Source organism: Arthrobacter wenxiniae (genome assembly GCF_013376105.1).
Lineage (GTDB): Bacteria > Actinomycetota > Actinomycetes > Actinomycetales > Micrococcaceae > Specibacter > Specibacter wenxiniae.
The window spans coordinates 1-20,601 of sequence record NZ_JAAMFM010000025.1; the positions used below are offsets into that span (position 1 = coordinate 1).

21 protein-coding genes, 1 tRNA gene and 1 pseudogene are annotated in these 20,601 nt (G+C 63.8%); 11 read left to right on the forward strand and 12 right to left on the reverse strand.

Features of this window, described 5'->3' with window-relative positions; genetic code table 11:
- The 3 genes and pseudogenes from G6034_RS19905 to G6034_RS14640 all read left to right on the forward strand — a co-directional run.
- A pseudogene (locus G6034_RS19905) lies at positions 1-271 on the forward strand (hypothetical protein); the annotation flags it as partial.
- Between the two features lie 158 nt (positions 272-429).
- Positions 430-1,821, forward strand: a complete 1,392-nt coding sequence (locus G6034_RS14635) for an FAD-binding oxidoreductase (protein ID WP_176635847.1) — start codon at positions 430-432, stop codon at positions 1,819-1,821.
- A 93-nt stretch (positions 1,822-1,914) separates the two neighbouring features.
- Positions 1,915-2,664 carry a hypothetical protein gene (locus G6034_RS14640; RefSeq protein ID WP_176635848.1) on the forward strand — a complete coding sequence of 250 codons (750 nt, stop codon included), beginning with the start codon at positions 1,915-1,917 and terminating at the stop codon, positions 2,662-2,664.
- Positions 2,665-2,745: 81 nt separating this feature from the next.
- Here the strand turns inward: G6034_RS14640 and G6034_RS14645 are convergent, their stop codons facing one another.
- The 4 genes from G6034_RS14645 to G6034_RS14660 all read right to left on the reverse strand — a co-directional run bounded on the left by G6034_RS14645 (position 2,746) and on the right by G6034_RS14660 (position 7,781).
- On the reverse strand, positions 2,746-4,113 hold the full coding sequence (locus G6034_RS14645; RefSeq protein ID WP_176635849.1) for a DUF4032 domain-containing protein: 1,368 nt from the start codon (positions 4,111-4,113) through the stop codon (positions 2,746-2,748).
- A 105-nt stretch (positions 4,114-4,218) separates the two neighbouring features.
- A complete protein-coding gene (locus tag G6034_RS14650; RefSeq protein ID WP_176635850.1) occupies positions 4,219-5,319 on the reverse strand; it encodes a sn-glycerol-3-phosphate ABC transporter ATP-binding protein UgpC in 1,101 nt (366 codons plus the stop codon).
- A gap of 199 nt (positions 5,320-5,518) precedes the next feature.
- The gene (gene otsB, locus G6034_RS14655; RefSeq protein ID WP_343038078.1) at positions 5,519-6,292 is read right to left on the reverse strand and encodes a trehalose-phosphatase; all 774 of its coding nucleotides are present in this window, start codon (positions 6,290-6,292) and stop codon (positions 5,519-5,521) included.
- Positions 6,279-7,781, reverse strand: a complete 1,503-nt coding sequence (locus G6034_RS14660) for an alpha,alpha-trehalose-phosphate synthase (UDP-forming) (RefSeq protein ID WP_176635851.1) — start codon at positions 7,779-7,781, stop codon at positions 6,279-6,281. The genes otsB and G6034_RS14660 overlap by 14 nt, the downstream gene beginning before the upstream one ends.
- Positions 7,782-7,946: 165 nt before the next feature.
- On the opposite strand from G6034_RS14660, the gene G6034_RS14665 reads away from it, so the two are divergent.
- Positions 7,947-8,828, forward strand: coding sequence for a DsbA family protein (locus G6034_RS14665; RefSeq protein WP_246296000.1), 882 nt, complete (start codon positions 7,947-7,949; stop codon positions 8,826-8,828).
- Positions 8,829-8,935: 107 nt separating this feature from the next.
- Positions 8,936-9,009, forward strand: a tRNA-Thr gene (locus tag G6034_RS14670).
- Positions 9,010-9,190: 181 nt separating this feature from the next.
- Here G6034_RS14670 and G6034_RS14675 read toward each other — a convergent pair.
- From G6034_RS14675 to G6034_RS14705, 7 genes are all read right to left on the reverse strand, one after another.
- Positions 9,191-10,378 (reverse strand): site-specific integrase, encoded by a 1,188-nt coding sequence (locus G6034_RS14675; protein WP_218063944.1) that lies wholly within the window; start codon positions 10,376-10,378, stop codon positions 9,191-9,193.
- 79 nt (positions 10,379-10,457) lie between these two features.
- The gene (locus G6034_RS14680) at positions 10,458-10,670 is read right to left on the reverse strand and encodes a helix-turn-helix domain-containing protein (protein ID WP_176635854.1); all 213 of its coding nucleotides are present in this window, start codon (positions 10,668-10,670) and stop codon (positions 10,458-10,460) included.
- Positions 10,671-10,757: 87 nt separating this feature from the next.
- Complete coding sequence (locus G6034_RS14685) at positions 10,758-11,816, reverse strand: DUF4192 family protein (RefSeq protein ID WP_176635855.1); 1,059 nt, start codon at positions 11,814-11,816, stop codon at positions 10,758-10,760.
- 123 nt (positions 11,817-11,939) lie between these two features.
- Positions 11,940-12,920 (reverse strand): MAB_1171c family putative transporter, encoded by a 981-nt coding sequence (locus G6034_RS14690; protein WP_176635856.1) that lies wholly within the window; start codon positions 12,918-12,920, stop codon positions 11,940-11,942.
- Entirely contained in the window at positions 12,920-13,405 is a 486-nt protein-coding gene (locus G6034_RS14695; RefSeq protein ID WP_218063945.1) for a hypothetical protein, read from the reverse strand. Before G6034_RS14695 ends, G6034_RS14690 begins: the two co-directional genes overlap by 1 nt.
- Positions 13,405-14,265 carry an oxygenase MpaB family protein gene (locus G6034_RS14700; RefSeq protein WP_218063946.1) on the reverse strand — a complete coding sequence of 287 codons (861 nt, stop codon included), beginning with the start codon at positions 14,263-14,265 and terminating at the stop codon, positions 13,405-13,407. Before G6034_RS14700 ends, G6034_RS14695 begins: the two co-directional genes overlap by 1 nt.
- Positions 14,266-14,478: 213 nt before the next feature.
- Positions 14,479-14,703, reverse strand: coding sequence for an ArsR family transcriptional regulator (locus G6034_RS14705; protein WP_176635859.1), 225 nt, complete (start codon positions 14,701-14,703; stop codon positions 14,479-14,481).
- A 220-nt stretch (positions 14,704-14,923) separates the two neighbouring features.
- Here G6034_RS14705 and G6034_RS14710 point away from each other — a divergent pair, with 220 nt between their 5' ends.
- Positions 14,924-15,241: a hypothetical protein gene (locus G6034_RS14710; protein ID WP_176635860.1), complete on the forward strand. Its 318-nt coding sequence runs from the start codon at positions 14,924-14,926 to the stop codon at positions 15,239-15,241.
- A gap of 51 nt (positions 15,242-15,292) precedes the next feature.
- Positions 15,293-15,799, forward strand: coding sequence for a helix-turn-helix domain-containing protein (locus G6034_RS14715; RefSeq protein ID WP_176635861.1), 507 nt, complete (start codon positions 15,293-15,295; stop codon positions 15,797-15,799).
- Here G6034_RS14715 and G6034_RS14720 read toward each other — a convergent pair.
- Positions 15,753-16,076: an ArsR/SmtB family transcription factor gene (locus tag G6034_RS14720; RefSeq protein ID WP_176635862.1), complete on the reverse strand. Its 324-nt coding sequence runs from the start codon at positions 16,074-16,076 to the stop codon at positions 15,753-15,755. The genes G6034_RS14715 and G6034_RS14720 overlap by 47 nt on opposite strands.
- A gap of 234 nt (positions 16,077-16,310) precedes the next feature.
- Here G6034_RS14720 and G6034_RS14725 point away from each other — a divergent pair, with 234 nt between their 5' ends.
- From G6034_RS14725 to G6034_RS14740, 4 genes are all read left to right on the forward strand, one after another.
- Positions 16,311-17,249, forward strand: a complete 939-nt coding sequence (locus G6034_RS14725; RefSeq protein ID WP_176635863.1) for an RNA polymerase sigma factor — start codon at positions 16,311-16,313, stop codon at positions 17,247-17,249.
- A gap of 40 nt (positions 17,250-17,289) precedes the next feature.
- Positions 17,290-18,003: a hypothetical protein gene (locus tag G6034_RS14730; protein WP_176635864.1), complete on the forward strand. Its 714-nt coding sequence runs from the start codon at positions 17,290-17,292 to the stop codon at positions 18,001-18,003.
- Complete coding sequence (locus tag G6034_RS19910) at positions 18,003-19,130, forward strand: C40 family peptidase (RefSeq protein WP_246296002.1); 1,128 nt, start codon at positions 18,003-18,005, stop codon at positions 19,128-19,130. The genes G6034_RS14730 and G6034_RS19910 overlap by 1 nt, the downstream gene beginning before the upstream one ends.
- A 263-nt stretch (positions 19,131-19,393) precedes the next feature.
- Positions 19,394-20,488, forward strand: coding sequence for a hypothetical protein (locus tag G6034_RS14740; RefSeq protein WP_176635865.1), 1,095 nt, complete (start codon positions 19,394-19,396; stop codon positions 20,486-20,488).
- Positions 20,489-20,601 lie beyond the last annotated feature (113 nt).

Below are 20,601 nucleotides of genomic sequence, written 5' to 3' on the forward strand. Positions count from 1 at the left end.
CCGTCTGCGCCGCCCCCTGCCCCCCGCAGGCCCCCCGCCCCCCCGCGTGCGCGGTCCCGTGGCCGGCAGCCGGCACGGCCTGATCATGGTCCCTCTCGGTGGAGCCTCCCACGCCGAGATCTTCCCCGGCGTCATCCTGCGCCTGGTCGCACCCATCCTCGCGGTGGTGGGGCCGTTGGCGCCAATGGGATTCTCCAGCGGGTCTTTGACCGCCCCATCTGCCATGAATGGTTCACGAAGGCCCCGGCTGAGCGTGGAGTCGCCCGGGTGATTGATGTTCCGGTGGTCGAGCTTGTCGAGGCCTGGATTTCGACGGGCTCAATCAGCGGCGACAAGCTGAATCAGCGGCGACAAGCTCAACCAGCGACGGACATGCTCATAGACTGGACTGTGTCCGCGGGAAGCGGCAAAAGAGAGGTGCACGCGACCATGGAAGACACGGCACGGCTCACGCCCCACGAATTTGAACGGGAACTGCGGGAATCGCTGGGCGAGGGCCAAGTCAGCACCGGCGGTTCGGACTTACGCCGGTTCGCCACCGACCAGGGACCCGTGACGAACTATCAGGAGCCGGACGCCGTGGTCTGGGCCGAGACCGTGGAGGATGTGCAGTCCGTCATGCGGCTGGCGTCACGCCACGGCGTGCCGGTGGTGCCGCGCGGCGCGGGGACGGGCGTGTCCGGCGGCGCGCACGCCACGACCGGTTGCCTGGTCCTGTGCCTGGACCGCATGGACAGGATCCTGGAATTAAACCCGGAGGACGAGGTGGCGCGTGTGGAGCCCGGGGTGGTCAATGCGGACCTCAACGCCGCGGCCGCCGCGCACGGGCTCATGTACGCACCGGATCCCGCCAGCTACAGGATCTCCACCATCGGCGGCAACGTCGCCACTAATGCCGGCGGCCTGCGGTGCGCCAAGTACGGGGTGACGCGCGACGCCGTCCTGGCCCTGGACGTGGTGCTGGCCGACGGGACGCTCATCCACACCGGGCACCGGACCCTCAAGGGGGTGGCCGGCTACGACCTCACGAGCCTCTTTGTGGGCTCGGAGGGGACGCTGGGGATCGTGGTCGGTGCCACCGTGCGGCTGAAGTACCTCCCCACGGACATCCGGACCCTCGCCGTCTTTTTCCCCGACATGGCCGCGGCCACGGCCGGCGTGCTGGCCCTGGGCGCGGCACGGGTGCAGCCCTCCATCCTTGAGCTCATGGACGGACCGTCGCTGGAGGAGCTGGACATGCGCAACGGCAGCAGCCTGGCCCGGCGTGGGACGGCGCTCCTGCTGGCCCAATTCGACGGCCTGGCCGCGGCACAGGAGGCGGCCGTTGCCACGACGGCGCTTGCAGCCTTGGGCGGCAACGCCACTCTGGAAGATCCCGGCGAGGCCGAACGGCTTGTAGACCTGCGCCGGCACAACCGCGGCATGGACGTTGACTCCGAAACGACCGTTGGCGAGGACGTTGCCGTGCCGCGGTCCCAGCTGGTCCACTATGTTGCGGCACTGCAGGCGATGGCTGAACGCCACGGCGTGGGTGTGCGCATCATTGCCCACGCCGGAGACGGAAACCTGCATCCCACCTTCTGGGTGGCGGACGCGGACGCGGCCAAGGTTGCCGCCCTGAACGCGGCCCTGGATGAATCGATCGACACGGCGCTGGAACTCGGGGGCACCATCACGGGCGAACACGGGATCGGCCAGTACAAGCTGAGGTGGCTGCCACTGGAGCAGGCGGAGGAGGTGCGCAGCCTGCAAAGCCGCATCAAGGACCTCTTCGACCCGCAGGGCATCCTCAATCCCGGGAAGGCCATCGTGCGTGCGTGACCCCTGACGGGCGGCCTGCCATCAGGCATCGTACTGTGGGTGGGCTGAACGGTTGGCAGGCTAGCCCGTAACACACAAATCCGGATGTACTTCATGCTGAAAAGTTCTCTGCCGTTCCTGGCGGCATTGCGCCGGAAGGCGTTCGCCACTGCCGCGGCCGGTGCCGTGGCAGGTCTCCTGGTCCTGGCTGCGCCCTTGCTCCTGGCCGGCTCCGCGCAGGCCGCCTGGAGTCCTTCCTTCCTGCTCGGTTCGGGGGCGGCGGACACCGTCCTGCCTGCCAACCTGCTGCCGGCCCCAACTGCCACGGACACCAATTCCCGGTTGCAAATCGACACCAGTCCCACGCCGTCGCCAGCGCCCGCGCCCACCAAGCCGCCCGTCGTCGTGCATCGGCCGGCACCCGCGGCTGTGCCGACCACTGCGGCGCCGACCACCAAGGCTGCCGTTCCTGCGACCGTCCGCGCACCGGCGCCGACCCGCGCGCCGGCGCCCGCGCCCGCGCCGGCGCCCGCAGCGGCCCTGCCGCCGCCCAGCACCTCCGCCGCGGGCCAGCCGACGACGGCGGCCACGATCCCCGAGTCGCCGTGGCCCACCTTCGTCAACACCGAAACAGCCTCAGCCCTTGAACCCGCCGGCGCGGGCGGCGGCACCGACGCGGGCAACCCTGGGCCGTCCGCGGAGGCCCAACTGTCGCTGGCCGGCAGCGGAGGCGTCGGCCACGGCATGGTGTGGGGGCTCCTGATGGTTCTCGGGTTGACCGTGGTCTGCGGACTGGTGGTGGGCAGCTACGCGAAGTCGAAGCTCGGCAGCCGCAGCGGAGGCGCCCACCGCCAGGCAGGGTAGCCGGACCGCGCAGGCGCCGCCACGCAGGCGCCGCCCCACAGACAGGGAGCAACCGCCTGATCCGGGCGTCAAGCTGGGGGATCAGTCGTCGTACGCGCTTTCCGGCAGGACGCCGCCCTCGAGCAGCTTGATGGTGGCCGTGTCCGTGCTGAGCATGATGGCGTCCTCGTCGCGGCGGTAGCGCAGGATGTTGTCCACATAGGACTGCACGGCCTCGGCCAGCGGCACATTGCGTTCCTCCTGCTGCGACATGTACCAGCGGTGTTCCAGGACCTCGTGCACCACCTCGGCCGGTTCAAGCTTGCCGCCCAGTTCCCGCGGGATGGAGCGGACAATCGGTTCAAAGATGGTGCTGACCCAGTTGTGGGCGCTGATTTCCTCGTCCATGCCCGGCATGGCGTCGGCCCGGAAGGAGTCCATGTCGTTGAGCAGGCGCCGCGCCTGGTTTTCCTGCGCGTCGATGCCGGTGAGGCGGAGCAGGCGGCGCTGGTGGTGGCCGGCGTCGACAACCTTGGGCTGGAGTTGGATGGTGGAGCCGTCCGGGGTGGTCTTGATGGCGTACTCCTCGACGTCGAAGCCCAGCTCGTTCAGGCGGCGGATGCGGGCACCCACGCGCCAGCGGTCCTCCAGCTCGAAGGATTCCTTGCCGGTGAGTTCGGCCCAGAGGCGCCGGTAGCTTTCCATGATCAGTTCGCTCGTGGCCACGGGGTCCACCTTGTCCTCGATGAGCCCGCCTTCGAGCAGGTCCATGAGTTCCCCGGCGATGTTGACCCGGGCAATTTCAAGGTCGTATTCGCGCTGGCCCGTGGACAGGTCCGGATAGAGCTCGCCGGTTTCGGCGTCGACCAGGTAGGCGGCGAAGGCGCCGGCGTCGCGGCGGAACAGCGTGTTGGAAAGGGAGACGTCCCCCCAGTAAAAGCCCACCAGGTGCAGGCGGACCAGCAGCAGCGCCTGCGCGTCAATCAGGCGGGTGAGGGTGTCCCGGCGCAGCTTCTGCGAGAACAGCGCGCGGTAGGGCAGGGAGAACTTCAGGTGCCGTGTGACCAGCACCGGGTCCAGCGGTGCGCCGGCCGGGGTGGTGCGGCCGGTGATGACGGCAACGGGTTCCACGCAGGGCACGTCAAGGCGCGCCAGCTTGCGCAGCATGTGGTACTCGTGGCGGGCCACGTGCTCCGAGGTTTCCTTGATGGCGATGACGGAGCCGTCAAGGTGGGCGAAGCGGACCACGTGCCGCGAGATGCCACGCGGGAGGGCGGCCAGGTTTGCGGACGGCCATTCCTCCAGCCTGGTGTGCCAGGGCAGGTCCAGCAGGCCTGGATCGGCCGTGGCTGCGGTGATGTTCAGCGAGCCCATGACCTGCGCCGGCGGGGCTGGCTGCCGCGGCAGCTTTCCGACCTGGTCAAAGTCTGTGGGTTCGTGGTTCCACTGGGCGCCGGGTGCATCTGTCATGGGCCAATTCTCTCTTAAAAGGGGAGGGCCGGCGGCCCGCGGTCCCGGTCTCGACAAGCTCGACCATCGGACCGGCAGGCCGCCGGCACCTCATTGACGTATCCGTCAGTTGCTGATGACGCTTTCGTTGCCCAAACGCAGGCCCGAGGTGGCGTCGAACAGGTGGACGTGGCCGACCTGCGGGCGGACGTGGATGGTGTCGCCCTTCAGCGGTGGGCGGCGGCCGTCGACACGGACCACCATGTCGCGCTCGGCGCCGTCGATCGTGGTGTGGCCGTAGACGTACGCGTCGGCACCCAGCTCCTCAACGACGTCGGCCTCCACGGCCAGGCCTTCGCCCGCGCCGACGATCTCGAGGTCTTCGGGACGCACACCAACGGTGACGGTCTTGCCCGCGGCCGCGCCGAGGACGTCGGAGGTGACCGGGTACACGGACCCGCCGAACTTCACGCCGCCGTCGACAACGGGCAGTTCCAGCAGGTTCATGGCGGGGGAGCCGATGAAGCCGGCAACGAACACGTTGTCCGGGTGGTCGTAGAGCTTGCGGGGGGTGTCAACCTGCATGAGCAGGCCGTCCTTGAGCACGGCGACGCGGTCGCCCATGGTCATGGCCTCGACCTGGTCGTGCGTCACGTAGACGGTGGTGACGCCCAGGCGGCGGGTCAGGGACGCGATCTGGGTGCGGGTCTGCACGCGCAGCTTGGCATCCAGGTTGGACAGCGGCTCATCCATGAGGAACACCTGCGGGTTGCGCACGATGGCACGGCCCATGGCGACGCGCTGGCGCTGGCCGCCGGAGAGTGCCTTCGGCTTGCGGTCCAGGTAGGCCTCGAGGTCGAGCAGCTTCGCGGCTTCCTTGACGCGCTTGGCGCGCTCTTCCTTGGAAACGCCGGCAATCTTCAGGGCAAAGCCCATGTTGTCCGCCACGGACATGTGCGGGTACAGCGCGTAGTTCTGGAAGACCATGGCGATGTCACGGTCCTTCGGCGGAACGTCGGTGACGTCGCGGTCGCCAATGAGGATCCGGCCCGAGTTGACGTCCTCGAGACCGGCCAGCATGCGCAGCGAGGTGGACTTTCCGCAACCGGAGGGGCCGACCAAAACGAGGAATTCGCCGTCGGCGATGTCAATGTTGAGCTTGTCAACAGCGGGCTTGGTGGTGCCCGGGTACAAACGCGTAGCGTTGTCAAAAGTTACTGTAGCCACAGTATTAAATCCCTTCATCGGCAGGTACGTGCCGAACGATCCGTTGTGAATGGTTTTAGTATTCAGTTTTGGCGGTGCTTAAAGGCAGGGCCCACTCCGCGCAAGGCGAAATCGGCTCTGATGTATGAAGTATGCCACATTCTTTGCCCTCACGGCGGCGGCCATGTCACTATGCGGTCACAAACGGCGCCGCAGGTGTTCAGGCACGCGTGGACAGGATGAGCTCCAGGACGGGGGGAACCTGTTCGGGGGAGCCGATCCGGACCGCGGCTGCGGTGTCGCCGGGGCCCACCTTGATCCCCAGGTCCCCGGGCTGCAGCGCCGCAAAGCCGTGCTCGTCCGTCACGTCATCGCCCACGAACACGACGGCGGTGGCGCCGGTTGTGCTGCGCAGCATGGCGAGGCTTTCCCCCTTGTCCGCCTTGACGACGGAAATTTCCAGCACCATCTTGCCCTCGCTGAGGAACAGGCCCGGCCGCCCGGTGAGCCCCTCGCGGACTTCCTGGACGGCAGCCTGGCCGTCCCGCTCGGACGCCAGCCGATAGTGGAGGACGACGCCGGCCGGCTTCTGCTCGGCGACCGTGCCGGGGTAGTTGTCAACTGCCGATTGGACGGCGGCCCGGGCGAGCTCAAGCGCCTGGGCCTGTGTGGGTGAGAGGGACAGGGCGGGGGAGCCCGGCCCCAGCCAGACTTCGGCGCCGTGGCTTCCCACTAGCAGGGTCCGCGCCGGGGGCGAGGCGACCGCACGCAAACTGGCCAGTGCGCGCCCGGAGACGAGTGCCGTCGTCGTGCCTTCCAGCGCCGTCAGCGCAGCGAAGGCCGCGGCCGCCGCCGGGAGGGGGCGGGCGTCCCCGGCGCGGGAAACCAGCGGCGACATGGTGCCGTCAAAGTCCATGGCGACCAGCAGCCGGGCTGTTTGGGCGACGCGGACGACGGCGTCCCTCACCTCCGCGGGCAGCTCACCTGTCGTCACGGACGGCCTCGTCCTGAAGGGTGGACAGGAAATCCTCGCTCCAGCGCTGGACGTCGTGGGAGAGGACCTGCTTGCGCATGGAACGCATCCGGCGGCTGGATTCCGCCTTGGGCAGGTTGATGGCGCGCACCATGATGGCCTTGAGCCCGTCGATGTCGTGCGGGTTGACCAGGAGCGCCTGCTTGAGCTGGTCGGCGGCGCCGGTGAATTCGCTCAGGACCAAGGCGCCGCTGTTGTCGCTGCGCGCGGCCACGTATTCCTTGGCGACCAGGTTCATGCCGTCCCGCAGCGAGGTGACGAGCATGACGTCGGAGGCCAGGTAGAGCGCCACCATCTCCTCCACGGGGTAGCTGTGGTGCAGGTAGCGGACCGCGGTGTTTTGGATGGAGTCGAACTGGCCGTTGAGCCGGCCCACCATGCCCTCCACCTCCTCGCGGAGCAGGCGGTAGGACTCGACGCGCTCGCGGCTGGGGCTGGCGACCTGGATGAGGGCTGCGTCCTCCACCTTGATGACCTGGTCCTTGAGCAGTTCCCCGTAGGCCTTGAGGCGGTGCGTGATGCCCTTCGTGTAGTCCAGCCGGTCCACCCCGAGCAGGATGGTCTTCGGGTTGCCCAGGTCCTCGCGGATCTGCTTGGACCGGGCAATGATGTCCGGCCGGGCCGCGAGCGCCTGGATTTGGGCGGCGTCGATGGAGATCGGGAAGGGCTCGGCGCGCGCAATGTGGCTGATGCCCCCGTCCGCCTCCTTGACGTGCACCTGCTGGGCCTTGACGCTGGCGCCCAGGAACCGCCGGGCCGAGCGCAGGAAGTTGGCGGTGTCATTGGGGCGCTGGAACCCGATGAGGTCCGCGCCGAGGAGGCCGTCAATGATGGGCTGGCGCCACGGAAGCTGGGCGAAGATTTCCGGCGGCGGGAACGGGATGTGGTTGAAGAAGCCGATGCGCAGGTCCGGGCGGATCTGGCGCAGGTAGCGGGGCACCATCTGGAGCTGGTAGTCCTGCACCCAGACGGTGGCGTTCCTGGCCGCGGAATTCGCCGCGGCCTCGGCGAAGCGCTTGTTGACCTTCCGGTAGGCGTCCCACCACGTGCGGTGGAACTCGGGAGGGGCAATGACGTCGTGGTAGAGGGGCCACAGCGTGGAGTTGGAGAAGCCCTCATAATACAGTTCAACTTCATCGGTGGACAAAGGGACCGGGATCAGGTCCATGTGGTCGTGGTGGAACGGCTCCAGGGTCTCGTCGGGGGCGCCGTGCCAGCCCACCCAGGCGCCGTCGCGGGTGGCCATGACGGGAGCCAGCGCGGTGACGAGGCCGCCGGGCGAACGCCGCCAGCCGTCGTCGGACTCCTCCACGGGGACGCGGTCAACGGGCAGTCGGTTGGAAACCACCACGAAGTCCGAGTGGCCGTGGAGAGGTTCGGGGGCGCGGCTCGCCTGATTCGTGGACTGTGATTTCTCCGGCAAGGGGGCTCCAATTGTTTGACGGCTCATCTGGTGCCAGCTTAGCTGTTGGGGAACGGGCCGCGAAGGTCCGGGTGGCCGGCGGGGAGGATTCTCCAAGCTTTGCCGCCTAGGATTGGTGTTTAGTTGCCGATGCGCGACCCTTTGTTGCGCCCACACACCTGAGGAATTATGAGCCCCACGAATGAACCACGGATGACCAAGGCAGAACGCACCGCGCAGGCGCGGGAAAAGGCGCGGCTTATTCGCGAGGCGCAACTGAAGAAGGAAAAGCGCAACAGCTGGCTGATCCGCGGCGGCGTGCTGGCCGCGGCGGTGGCCATTGTGGTCATCATTGCGCTGGTGGTCATCCAGACGCAGAAGGGAAACGAGCCCATCGCCTCCTCCGGGCCGGTGCCGGCCAATGCGAACGCGTACGGCGGCGTCACGGTGGGCAAGAACGGGGCGGTGGTTCCGCCCGCCACCACGGAGAAGACCGTGGACACCAGCAAAGTCCCGGCGCAGCCGACGGCGGCCGCCACGGCCGTGGCGGATCCCGCCACGATCGGCATCAAGGCGTCCGCGTCCGGCAAGCCCGCGCAGGTGGTGATGTACCTGGACTTCATGTGCCCGGCGTGCAACAACTTTGAAAAGACCTTTGGGGCGGGCCTGGACACGCTGCGCAATGAAGGCAAGATCACCGTGGAGTACCGGCCGCTGCCGTTCCTGGACAGGTTCTCCTCCGGCACCAACTACTCCTCGCGTTCGGCCGCGGCGGCCGCCTGCGTGGTGGACCAGTCCCCGGACAAGTTCAAGGCCTACCTGGACTCCCTGTACGCCAACCAGCCGGCGGAAAACAGCAAGGGGCTGGACAACGCGACGCTTGAGAAGCTGGCCACGGAGGCCGGCGCGGCCAGCATCACCAGCTGTGTTGACGCGAAGACGTACCGCCCGTTTGTGGCCTATACCGGCGCCCTCGGCGCGGCCGCTGGCATCAACGCCACGCCCACGCTGTTCGTTGACGGCAAGCAGTGGGACCCGAAAAAGGTGCAGGACTTCTCAACGTTCATCAACGGGATCCTGGCCGCCAGGAAGTAGCCGGATTTGATGGGGCCGGCCCGGCTGCTTTGAGTGTTTGGCGCCGGGGCCGGTTTTCATTTTCTTCGGCCTCCTACGGTAGCCTTGTCTAGCGCTTGAGTGCGCCTGCCTCCTTAGCTCAGCTGGCCAGAGCACCGCTCTTGTAAAGCGGGGGTCGTCGGTTCGAATCCGACAGGGGGCCCAGAAAGCCCGGAATCTAGCGGTTCATGGATGTGTGAATGGCCCCGAATCGGGGCCGTTTTCGACTTAACTCATTAAAAACTCATTAAATATGGTCCTCCTGAAGCTGTTGAGGGCCCGTCGAATGCGGCTATTTGCCATCCTTCGTTGAGGGTCTGGGGGGAAGCCGACGTCAGAAGGATTCAGCAGTCATCCTCTTCTTCGGGGGCTTCCGCCTTGTCTGGTGACGGGGGCGTTACCGCATCGCCGTCTGGCAATGTGACGAAGCCATCGAGAACCGCGCGAGTGTCTAGGGCTTCCTTGTACTCCTCGATGTAGTGCTCCTGTGTCATGGCAATTTTGGAGTGCCCGAGCTGGTACGCGGCTGCCTCGGCGCCCATCGTTCGGGCGACGACCGTTGCGTTTGACTTCCTAAGGGTCCTGAAGGTTACCCAGTTGTAGCCGATGCTGTCCGCAGCCTTGCGCCAGACCTTGCCCACGTTGTTTGCGTCGCAGATGGTGCCGGTGGATGAGGGAAAGACTAGGTTCGTTGGATTCGGCGAACTGGCAGTTTCCTGGTGTTGGCGCCTCTTGCGAAGTTCGACAACCAGGAAGGCGGGGAGCGTCAGGCGGCGGACGCCGTGTCTGGATTTCGGATGGTCCTGGATCCGCACGCCGCCGCGGGTGGTCCTGATGATGGTGGCATTGATTGACGCCGTAGGCGGCTCAGATTCCAAATCGATTTCTTTCCAGTGGAGCGCGAGGAGTTCGCCGGGACGGAGCCCCGTGCCAACGAGGAAGTCTGCGATTTCATGGAGTTCCTGGGTGCGTGGCCTGCCGAGGGTAGGTGCCTGCTCCCAAGCAATGAGCTTGGCGCGGAGATCCCGGTACTGCTCCATGTTGAGCGCCTTGGGTTTTGCTGTCGAGTTCTTGGGGATTGAAACGCCGACGACGGGATTGACGGTGACTGCATCGTGGCGGAGCGCAACCTTGAACATCCACGACAGCACGGCACCACAAGACCTGGCGGTGGAAGAGCCAACGTCCGAGACGAGGGTGCGGATGAAATGGTCAACGACTCCGGAGGTGACTTCGCTGATGCGAACCGACCCGAGGGCAGGTTTGATGTATTTCTTCACGCAGTATGAGTATTTGTCTTTCGTGCGGTCCGCCTTGTCGGAGGCTTCCATCTCAACCAGGAACACGTCAATGAGCGTGTTGATCCTGTCCTTCGCCGTCACGATCCCGTACCGGGGCGTTTGGCGTTCCTTCAACTTCACTTGGATGTTGCGCTGGGCTGCCGCCGAAGATGGGCCGCGTGCTTCGACCAGCCTCAGCACGCCGTCCATGTCGCGGTAGTAGGCGCGGGCGCGCCAAGAATGGGGTGTCATCCGTTTCGTTCGAATAACACCCCAGTTCCCCAAGGGGATGGGCGGTCTGGCCATGCTGATTCCGCCGGTTCTGAAGGATTTACGGATCCGACCGGAGCGAGAGCCAGGCCTCGAAGTCTGCGCGGCTGATGCGGAGATGCCGGCCGATTCGGTAGGCATGTGGACCGACGCCCTTGGCCCGCCACTGATAGAAGGTTTGCTCGGGAATTTGCAGCAGAGTGCAGATCTCTTTGGGTGTCAGCCACTCGTCGACGTATTCGACGTGGATGGTGGGGTTAAGCTGCTGAGTCATTGGACTCCCCTTACTTGCGCTAGGTATCAGTTCATGGTGTTCTGCGGTCGGCACAGCATGGCTGGCGGGATTCCTTTTCGATCCGGGCTACTCCATGCCTAGGCCCTCGATTCGGGGACTGCGGTTCATGGGTGGCTGGTAGGCGGCGTTGCGATCCATGGCCCACGGGGCGACGATGCCGGCGTCCAGCATTTGGTCGCTCAGTTGTGCGAGTCGATAGTCAGGGTCTGCTTCAAGAGCGCGTTGGAAGCACTCGTGAGCGCGGGATCCACGGCCTTCCCACCATTGGATGACTCCCAAACTCGTGAGAACAGGCGCGGCGTCAGTCTTGTCAGCGCGGCTGTACAGGTGCAACAGAAGGTCGGTTGCGCGGTCCACGCGGTGCCAGTGCGGCGCCCGATTGGTTTGGGCCAAGAGCAGGTCGCCCAACTTTTCGTTGAGACCTGGTATGTCCCCGATGAGCCGGTCCCGGACGGAGACGAACTTGAAGTCGGCGAGCAGTTCGGCTGCCTCGTCATCGCTGGGCAATTCGGTGCTGTCGAGAAGGCTGCCCCAAAGTGTCCGTGCCTTGACTATGGCGGCGGACGGGCTCATGGCCTCGATCCGCCCGCAATGCTTGATGATTTCCTCGTGGATGTCGCGTTGGGCGAGAACGGGGACGTGGAAGCCGGGGTCAGCCGCAATGCTGGATCCACGGAAGACGAGCTCGGCGTTGAGCTGACTGCCAGCGATTCCGTCCAGAGGATATGTCGTGACGGGGTCTGTGGTCATCCGCAGGTAGTTGGTGAAGGTGTCCTCACCTACGAGCCATCCGTCGCGCAGGATGACTTCCTGTTGGGACAGCTCGCCTGTGAGGCGTTCCATGACCGCCTCGTAGGGGCGGGGATCCCCGGGGTTCCATGGCGCGTGCGTGAAAATGCCGAAGACGACGCCGGTCGCCTCCCTGTCATTCGCTATGTAGCGGACAATGCGGTCGACATAGCGCGCGGTGTCGACCTGCTCTGAGGGGAGGTTGACCCGTAACGTCCCCCCGATTCGGCGGCCATCCAGCGCGACGCAAACCAAGCTTTCCTTGGGCCAGTATCCGAGGCTGTGCCCCATCAGACTGATGAAGTCGCCCGGCGTCTTGATTCTGAGCCGTTCCACAATTCCTCCGACCAAAACGAGTCATGAGCCGCAGCTCCTTGACTGTTCATGGTTTGAAATACGTCAAACGACGTGAGTGGATGGCAGCCCAGGCTCTTTTGTAGGTGGGGAGGGCCAGCGGCGTCAGCGCCTGCTGAGAAGTGCCTCGGCGCGGTCGAGCAGGGCGTTGTCCGTTGCCAACCCGACGGCGGACTGGCCGGAGCGCATTTCACCGTCTCTGATTTCGATGAACCTTCGGTGAAGGTGCAATCGTGCATTCGGCCTGAGTGGCGTGAGGACCTCAAACGGTGACGGGCGGAGGATGACTTCTTGGTGGGCGGCAGTGGCGCGTTTCCATGCTGGCCTGAGTTTGATGAGCAACGCCCTGGCTTCCACATTCTGGTGGAAGGCATTAACTGGGCGCCTCAATGAAGGAAAAATCAAGCCGAAGCCGATGCACAGGACTGCCAATGCCTCGAAGGTCCAGTAGATGGAATCAAGGAATCTCGTGAAGCCTGTCGCCGGGTGAAGGCCGTGGCTGATGGATCCATAAAGTACGCGGTCAGTAATGGCAAGGGTTGAGGCGGCGCACCCGACTGCGATCAGCAGAAACCCGACGCGGAAAGAGGTGGACCGCAAATGACGCAGCGATCGCAGGCAGGTGACCATGAGGTCCATGCATGCCCAGACGAGGAACGCGGACCCCGAAAGGAGAAACAACTTCATCCCAGGCTCGCCGGCATAGGCGGGCTGGAGATTGGCATTGGTCACCCCTGGATTGCTGGCCAGGAACCCCACGACTGCGGTTGCACCGGTCGTCGCCATGACCCAGCGGCCGATGGCTACCTTCCGCCGGCAACTGCGCGGATCGGTGGAGACAGCCACCAGGATCGAGGTCCGGAATTGCCAGAATCCAAGCATCACGGCGATCAGGGTGGCAAGCTTCGTTAAATTGTGGCCGCCGAGCACGGCGTCGACAGCGGAGTAGACGGCGGGGATGTACAAAGTGCAGGCCACTGCAGCAAAAAAGACGGCCCAGAAAACATGGCGGCTGTGAATGTCCTTGGCCTTCGGCAGCTTGAAGATTGCAAGGGTCCAAAGGATGACCGCCGCGAGGTACTGCATCAGCCGAAAACCTCACCGAACGCAAGGTGTTCAGGCGCCAAGGTGTGCCCGGACTTCATGATTCGTACAGCAAGTCGGTCGGCGAACAATTCGGCCGCCAGCTCCGACTCCACGGAGAAGCTCGTCCTCAGAAATACCCGGCACATTGTCGTCAGGCCCATGCCGGAGATCAACCCCGGACTGGGTTCCACGGGGATTGCCGTGAGGTCGTGTTTGAGGATCATGTGGCCGAATTCGTGGAGGACAATGTGTTCGCGGTGCAAGGGCGAACGGGTTGGGGCGTGCAGGATGACGTCCCTGTCCTCCTTCGGAAGCCACATGCCACACACGTCGGCGCCGGACAGCCCGACCAGTTCGTCGATGACGATCTCGCGGTTCCGCTCAGCGGACAGGTAGTCCCGGAGCGATTCCACGGTGAGATGTCGAGGCAGTTTGATTCCTTGTTCAGCCGCCTGGACCGCCACATAGGCTTCGCGGGTGCCCATTAGTGGCCGTGATCCGAAGGATGCATGACATTGACGGGGCCGACGTCGGCAAGGATATAGCCGTTGGGATAAATCGAGCTCACGGGCCGTCCCGGCGAGAACCGCGGCTCGTCTGCAAGTGGCTTTCCCCGGACCAGCAGGTTCCGCAAGGCCAATGCCCTGTTGAGCAGGATGCGGGACCAACGGCGCCGGCGCGGCAGGCCAAGCGCATCCGTGAGCCTGTCGTCGTCGAACATGGCGCTGAGCACTGTCCGTGTGAACGGCCGTACCGGTCGTGGCAGCGTGTCTTCGAGGACTTGCATGGTTGAGTCCATTAGCTTGAGGCCGTCCGGGCTTGGCCTGACGTGTGCTGACTCGTAATCATCCAGGATGGCGGCGGCCTCGTCGAAGGTCTCGGGAAGCTGGACAATGTGCATCCGCTGGCCGAGCTCTGCGAAAAAGCGGGTCGCGGCAGTCTCTTCGGCATGGGTTGGTGGACGCCAGCCATGGGCCCTGGCCCAGCGGATGGGGACTACCAGCAGCGTCAGTAGAACGTAGCGATAGTCCTCCGGCGTGCCTGGGACGTATCTGTGCACCCGGTTGAGGAGTGCGATCATTTCCTGCCCGCGGGGCGTGTCAAGGCCGTTGGCGATGAGCTCGTAAATGACAATTGCGGTGTCGTAGGAACGCTTCATGGGGCGCTCGACGATTTCCCCATTTCCAACCAAGGTTTCAGCGAGATGGGGTATTGCGAAGTTTCGATAGTAGGAGAGGAAGTTGCCGAGCTCCATGTCCTTTGCAAGGTCGAACATGACCATTCGCCGGAACGTAAGCTCCCAGTCCTCGAGCGATGCACTTTGCTGGGCGCGCAAACTCTCCATGCGACTCGAATGCACCGGCCACCTCCAAAATTGAGACCAATGGCCGGCCGGCGTTCGCCGCCCGGACCCTGTTTTGGGAGCTGCTTCCAATCGTAAGTCCGTTTGGAAGGCTTCATGCCTACATTTCGGGGAGTTGTTCATAAAGGTCATCAGAGTGGCTGGATCAGCGATGTCGTCGTTCGAAGTTGCCTCGGCGCCGAGTGATGGCGGACACTACTCCGGGGTCACGCCGAAGTCGACCAGTAGTTCGGACAGCCCCATGTTGACTTGGCGAGCATTAACCGCATATTTCGGTCGAGTTCCAAGCGCCGGCGTACAGGCAATGGCGACGAATCCGCCGCGGCTTAGGGCCTTGAGCTGGTGCCGAACGTGGGACGGACTGAGATTGAGGCCCTGGCAGATGGCAGGAACGTCCTGCGGCCCGTTGGCAGCCAGCATGTGAAGCAGCCTCGCACTGGCGGATGTGAACAATATTCTCGACATGATGGGAGCCACCCTTCCCTGCGCCCTCAGCCGTAAACGACGTGGACATGTCCAATGGCTCAATGTACGCCCATATCACTCACGTTGGAAGAGCTGCGACGAACTATGTACTGGTAAGGGGCCGGCTGCGAGAACTTCGACGGCTGGTACGCGGTCACTCTGGAGGGAACCTGCCATGGACGAGCATCCTCAGGTCAAAGCATTTCGCCGGGCGGCCGCGATGATGAGTATGGAGCGGTACTGGCGCCGCAGTGACGAAGATGAGATCCAATTTCTTCGGGCTCTTGCCGAAGTCACCAGGGAGGTTTCCTATCACCTTGATGCTGCGCGGGCCCTGGACATCGACGGTCTGGCTGCCTATGTCTGCGCCGCCGGACTGAGACCGTGGGCCGGCAGCGTCAACGCCGAGCTGGTGCTGATGACCGCCGTAGACGATGCACTCGAGCGGCGTATTGCGATGGCTTCGGCCTCACGGAATACTGGGGTGCAGTAAGGGCGCGCCCATCCAGCGGCGGCGCCGGGCCGTCACCGTGGGGAGCCGGAATTGCCAGACAACGAGAACGGGGCGGAATCCACCCCGTCCGCCCAGCAAATTCTAGCTCGGCGTCTCAACCTCCTGCTCGACGTCGCTGCTGAAGAGCGTGGTGCGCCGCTGACCTTTCTGGAACTAAAAAAGGAACTGGCCGATCGCGGGGTGGGTCTTTCCCGGGCCCGCTGGTCATACATGAAGGACGGCACCGGCCGGCTGGTGTCGGATCCCCAGCTGTTGGCGGCGATCAGCGAGGTCTTTGGCGTGGATCCGGACTACTTGCTGGGAAACCAGGGACCGGAACTGCCCGAACTCATAGACTCTCGCCTTGAATTCCTCAAGGCATTGAGGGCTGCCAAGGTAAAGTCATTCGCCGCCCGTGCACTGGGGGAGGTGTCGCCCGAAACACTTCGGGTGATTACGGAATACCTCAACAAGGACATCAGTGGCCATCCTGCCGGGGAACAGCAAACGGCTACAAGTCAAGAAGATAGCGGCGGTGGGCTGCCATCAGCTCCCTGATGCGCGCCTTGTTGGTTGAGTAGCGAGGCGCCCTTCCGTGCCTGTGACCGGGCTCGACGTCTGCCTTGATCACCCCGGCTTCCTCCAGAACCAGGAGGTGCTTGGCAACGCTGGGCGCTTCCGAGCTCACGGCTGCCACGATATCGCCACGCGTTGCAGGCCCATGGTGCGCCAAGTAGCGCAGGATCTCATTGCGCGCCCTGTTGCCGAAGGTGGTGACAGCGGCCTCGATCTCCGCGGACCACTCGGCGTCTTCCGGCTGCGTGATATGTGGCATGGCACCATTCTGCACCATAGTTGTCCACAATAGGACGCGACTATCTTGACAATAATTTAGTTCGCTCTAACACTGGAAGCATAACAACATGCCGAGGCAGCCGACCAGATTCCCTGGGGGTTCGCTTCAGAGCTGGGGGACACCGGCTCGCTTCCGCCGGGGACATATTGCGATGGGCGGAAGCTCCCACAACGGCGCCAGGAGCGACGCCGCTCGTCGATAATCACCACAGGCATGAAATCGGTGAACATGATGGGCCTCAAGTCCAAAGAAACAGACCACACAAACCACCTCAGCATCGATTCGACGCTGGAACGTCGTCCGGCACCCGACATCCCGATCGACCAGCTCATGAGCGCCGTCGAAAACACCCGCCCCTACGTACGGGCCAGGCTGCTTCGGCTTAGCCGGCTCGACGACATCGAGGACGTCATGCAGGACGTCCGGGTTGCCGCGTGGGAAGGACTGGTCAAGCAGCAGTACCGGCTTTTGCCCGAAACCACCTTTGGCGGATGGGTCCAGGGAATTGCGGTGCACCTGTGCGCAGACCACATTCGCCGGGTGCTGGCCCACCCCTGGTTGCCCCTGATCTCAGATCCGGACGGGTCCATGGTGTCGCCCGTTGATTTTGCGGCAACCGAAAGCATGGAGCAGGTTGCTGAACACGAGTGGGCTGAGGAGATCATCGCAGCGGTTCGGAAGCATGTTTCCGCCAAGAAGTGGAACTGGGCCGTCGAGTGCCTGACGGCGCCAAGGCAACGGCACGAAGCCCACTCCACGGGCTGGGACGAGCGCAAGCGCTGGGAAGCGGTGAGCATTGTGCGTCAAATGGCTTTCACTGTGAAGGCTGCGCTCGAAGTTGAACCCAGCACGCTTTGTGATTCACCGACCACGATCGCGACGGCCGTGTGTTGCCTGCCCAGCCCACTCCTACAAGTTGTTGCCGAGAGGCTCGTTCTCACTGGCGTTTGTGAAGGTGAGAGGACAGATGCACTCATGGGCTTGGCGGAAGAAACCGGCGCCAGCTGGAGGTACCTCGAAAGCAGGATCGGGCCCGCCCGCAGGATGTATTTCGCCGCCCTGGAAATTCTCGAACGTGCTGCGGCCGGCCACACCAAGGAAAAGGTCGAGTGCGAAGCGTTCGTGTTCGGGAGCAGCGCGCTCACGTCGTAATGGCCCGGGGAAACCATGAACAGGGTGAAAGGGGTTACCTATGTACGTGATTGTCGGCCTGCTCCGCGGTTTGGCGCGACGCCGCCGTCTCTGGCTGGCCTTGCTGGCGGGGATCGCCGTGTCAGTCGCAGTAGCAGCCGTCCTGGCAGCGCGGCCGCCCGTGCACCCGCAGTCGGGTCCGTCGGCCTCGATGACCTCAACCTCGGCGACGCCACAGGCCACTGACGCAGCCGCCGTCGTTCCTCCTCCTCCCCAGCCGGCGCCCGTTCTGGCACCGGGGGAACCAAAGACCTCAAACTACGGCACGTTGGCGGAGGCTGCAGCGCGGGCCATCTATACATGGGATGCGCGCTCGCAGACTTACTCCGAGGTATATGAGCGGCTGCGTTCATGGTGGTCTGTGCTTCCCGACGGGTCGAATCCGCTGACCGTCATGGCCCAGGAATTCCAGGCCACAGGCGTTACGGCTGCCTCATTTTCTTCGCTGTCGGGCACGCACGCGTATCGCACGGCGTCCGTTTCCAAGGCAGCCTGCGACGGGCAGCTGGCCCAAGTGCAGCAGAACCCTGCGCCGTGGGACGGCCTGCATGTCTGCACGTTCACGCTTAAAGTGGCCGAGCATCAGACTGGCGGGACCAATTCCTACACCACGCCGGTCAGTGTCATGGTCAACTGTCCGCCGGCCGCCACTGCTCCTGTGGATCGCTGCGCCATGGTCGGCTTCTACGCCTCGGCCAGCAGGATCGTGTACTAATGGCCGTCCCGGCGCTGCTGCTCGCGGTGGCCAAGCGCCGGGCGTTGCTGCGCCTGGTGACCAGCGTTGCCTGCTTCGTGGTGCCTGTGCTGGTTATGGCCATGTGCGGCGGACTGGCGCTGGCGGCAACGACTTCCGCGCAGGGAAGTACGACGGCGTGCCTCACCACCGCGTCGACGGTTGCGGACACCGCTATGCCAGCTGGGACCGGGTTGTCGGTAGTAAAGGCATCGGACCCGCCCACTGTCCTCAGTGCGGCCCAGGTTGCGGTGGCACGCTTGTACATCGGGGTCGGCAAGAACATGGGCGCTCCGGATGCTGCCCTGGAGATTGCTCTCATGATGTCCCTGCAGGAATCAGGCCTGAGAGTGCTCGCCAATGCATCCGTCCCGGCCTCCCTGGGGTATCCACATGATGGTGTTGGCGCCGACCACGACTCGTTGGGTACCGCCCAGCAGCGGCCGTCGGCAGGCTGGGGCAGTGTGGCCGAATTGATGGATGGCCGATACGACGCCGAAGCATTTTATGGCGGACGCTCTGGACCGAATCACGGTTCGCCGCCCGGACTGCTCGACATTCCCGGCTGGGAATCCATGCCCAAGGGAAACGCCGCTCAGGCCGTCCAAGGGGCGGCCTTTCCAGAGCTCTATGCGCAGTGGGAACCAGAGGCGCACGCCATCTTGACCGCGCTCAAGAGCAGTTCAGAATTGCAGACGTGCCCGGACGGCACCGGCGCTAAGGAGGCGGTGACTCTCCCGGTCAATTTGAGTCAGCTGCGCCGCGAAATCATCAACTATGCCGAAGAGGGCGTCGGTGGGACTTACGTCTGGGGCGGGACGGCCTTCAAGGCATGGGACTGCTCCGGATACGTTCAATGGGTCTACGAGCAGGTCGGCATTCACCTGCCGCGAACGGAGCAGTGGGCCGCTGGCAGACCCACGTCCAAGCCGCTTCCCGGCGATCTTGTTGTGCAGAATCCGGACGGACCGAACCACTGGGGTCACGTGGGGATCTACGCGGGCAACGGCATGATGTTCAGCGCTTTGAACCCGGCCGTGGGGACGATCCTGCATCCTGTGGCGTGGAATTCCGGAACCAAATACTTCGATCTGATTGGCCATGAGTAGCTGAGCATTGAGCGGAATGTCGGATGAGTTGATCGAGGTGCGTCTGCTATGTTGCATTTGAACGCAGCAGGACATTCCGCCTTCCGTTCGCGAGCCATGGGCGTCAGCTATGGCCCGGCCCACTCTGGACGCGTTCAGCAGACTCCCGTGGTTTGGGGGGTCGAACAATCGTGAATTTGAGCAAACGGCACATAGCACCCCTCGTTCCGTTGCAAACGTTGACGAGGCAAGCTGCCGCAGGGCTAGGCATCGTGAACTAAGTCATGATCGGCGAGTCAACGATCTCTGCCAAGATGCGCGGTGCACACTTAGGTATGGATGCTAGCGACGCTGAGGAAAAGGCCGCGACAGATACGTCAGGGTCAAGCGGCGGCGGACTCTCGGCCTTTATTGTCCGTGTCTTGGAGCAGCTGAGCATGAGCGCCTGGCTTCCGGCAGGCCTTCTGGCCGCTTCGGTCACCCTACTTGTCTGGTTTCGTTCGCATGGCCGCGTAGATTTAGCGGCGGCAGTTAGCGGAATCGCTGCAGACCGCTGGGGATTTCTGGTGCTGGTGATCCCGCTGCTGCTGGTCGCCACAATGATCACGCAGGCCTTTTCGTTCATTGCCATCCGTGCCCTAGAAGGATACTGGCGGGGGAGCGGCCTGGTGGCTCTTTGCCGTGAACTGCTCATAAGACGACATTTGCGCAGGCAGACCAACCTCAGTCGACGTCGTCGGCAGGAAACCGAAAGGGCCTTTGGTATCGCTCGGCCGAGAATGTTGGAAGCTGGCTGGTCCAGATTCGTTGTCGTAAGGTTCGAGCAGGATGCCCTCGGAATCGAGGCCGGCCTTGGAAGCGAACCGGACGTCCAAGGTGAGAAGCTCTCGAGCAAAGACCAAAAGATCTTGAAATTCGCTAGCTGGCGTACTTTCTGTGATCCTTGGCGACTCGCAAAGATTGACTTATTGATCAAGGAAGAGCAGCGCTATCCGGAACCGCGTCGAATGATGCCGACAAAACTGGGAAATATTCTACGGTCAACGGAGGACACGTTGGACACCGCCGACGGCGATCTCGAGGGCTTAGTCGTGCGGAGAAAGCATCTATTGCCGGGCCGACTGCAGCGTGATCACGACCACTACAGAACCCGACTCGACATGTACGCGATGTTCGTCTTTATTGGCGGATTCCTCGCTGTCCTTACGCCACTGATGCTTATTGGAAAGGTTTCGGATTGGTGGGCTATCGCGATCACATCGGGGATCTTCGTCGTGTTAGGACTAGCCGGCTATCAAGCTGCAATTGCCAGTGCGGAGGCATACTGCGGCATACTCAGGGAGATTGACAGGAGAACTAGGCAGTCATACGGATGCTAAACCGCAGCGGCGGGCAGCATTTTGACGCGGTCCCTTGGACATAGCGGTGCTTGGCCTTCTGCCGATGCCCGGAGGGCACAAATAGGGCATTCAAAAGTTTGCAGGACTGGTTC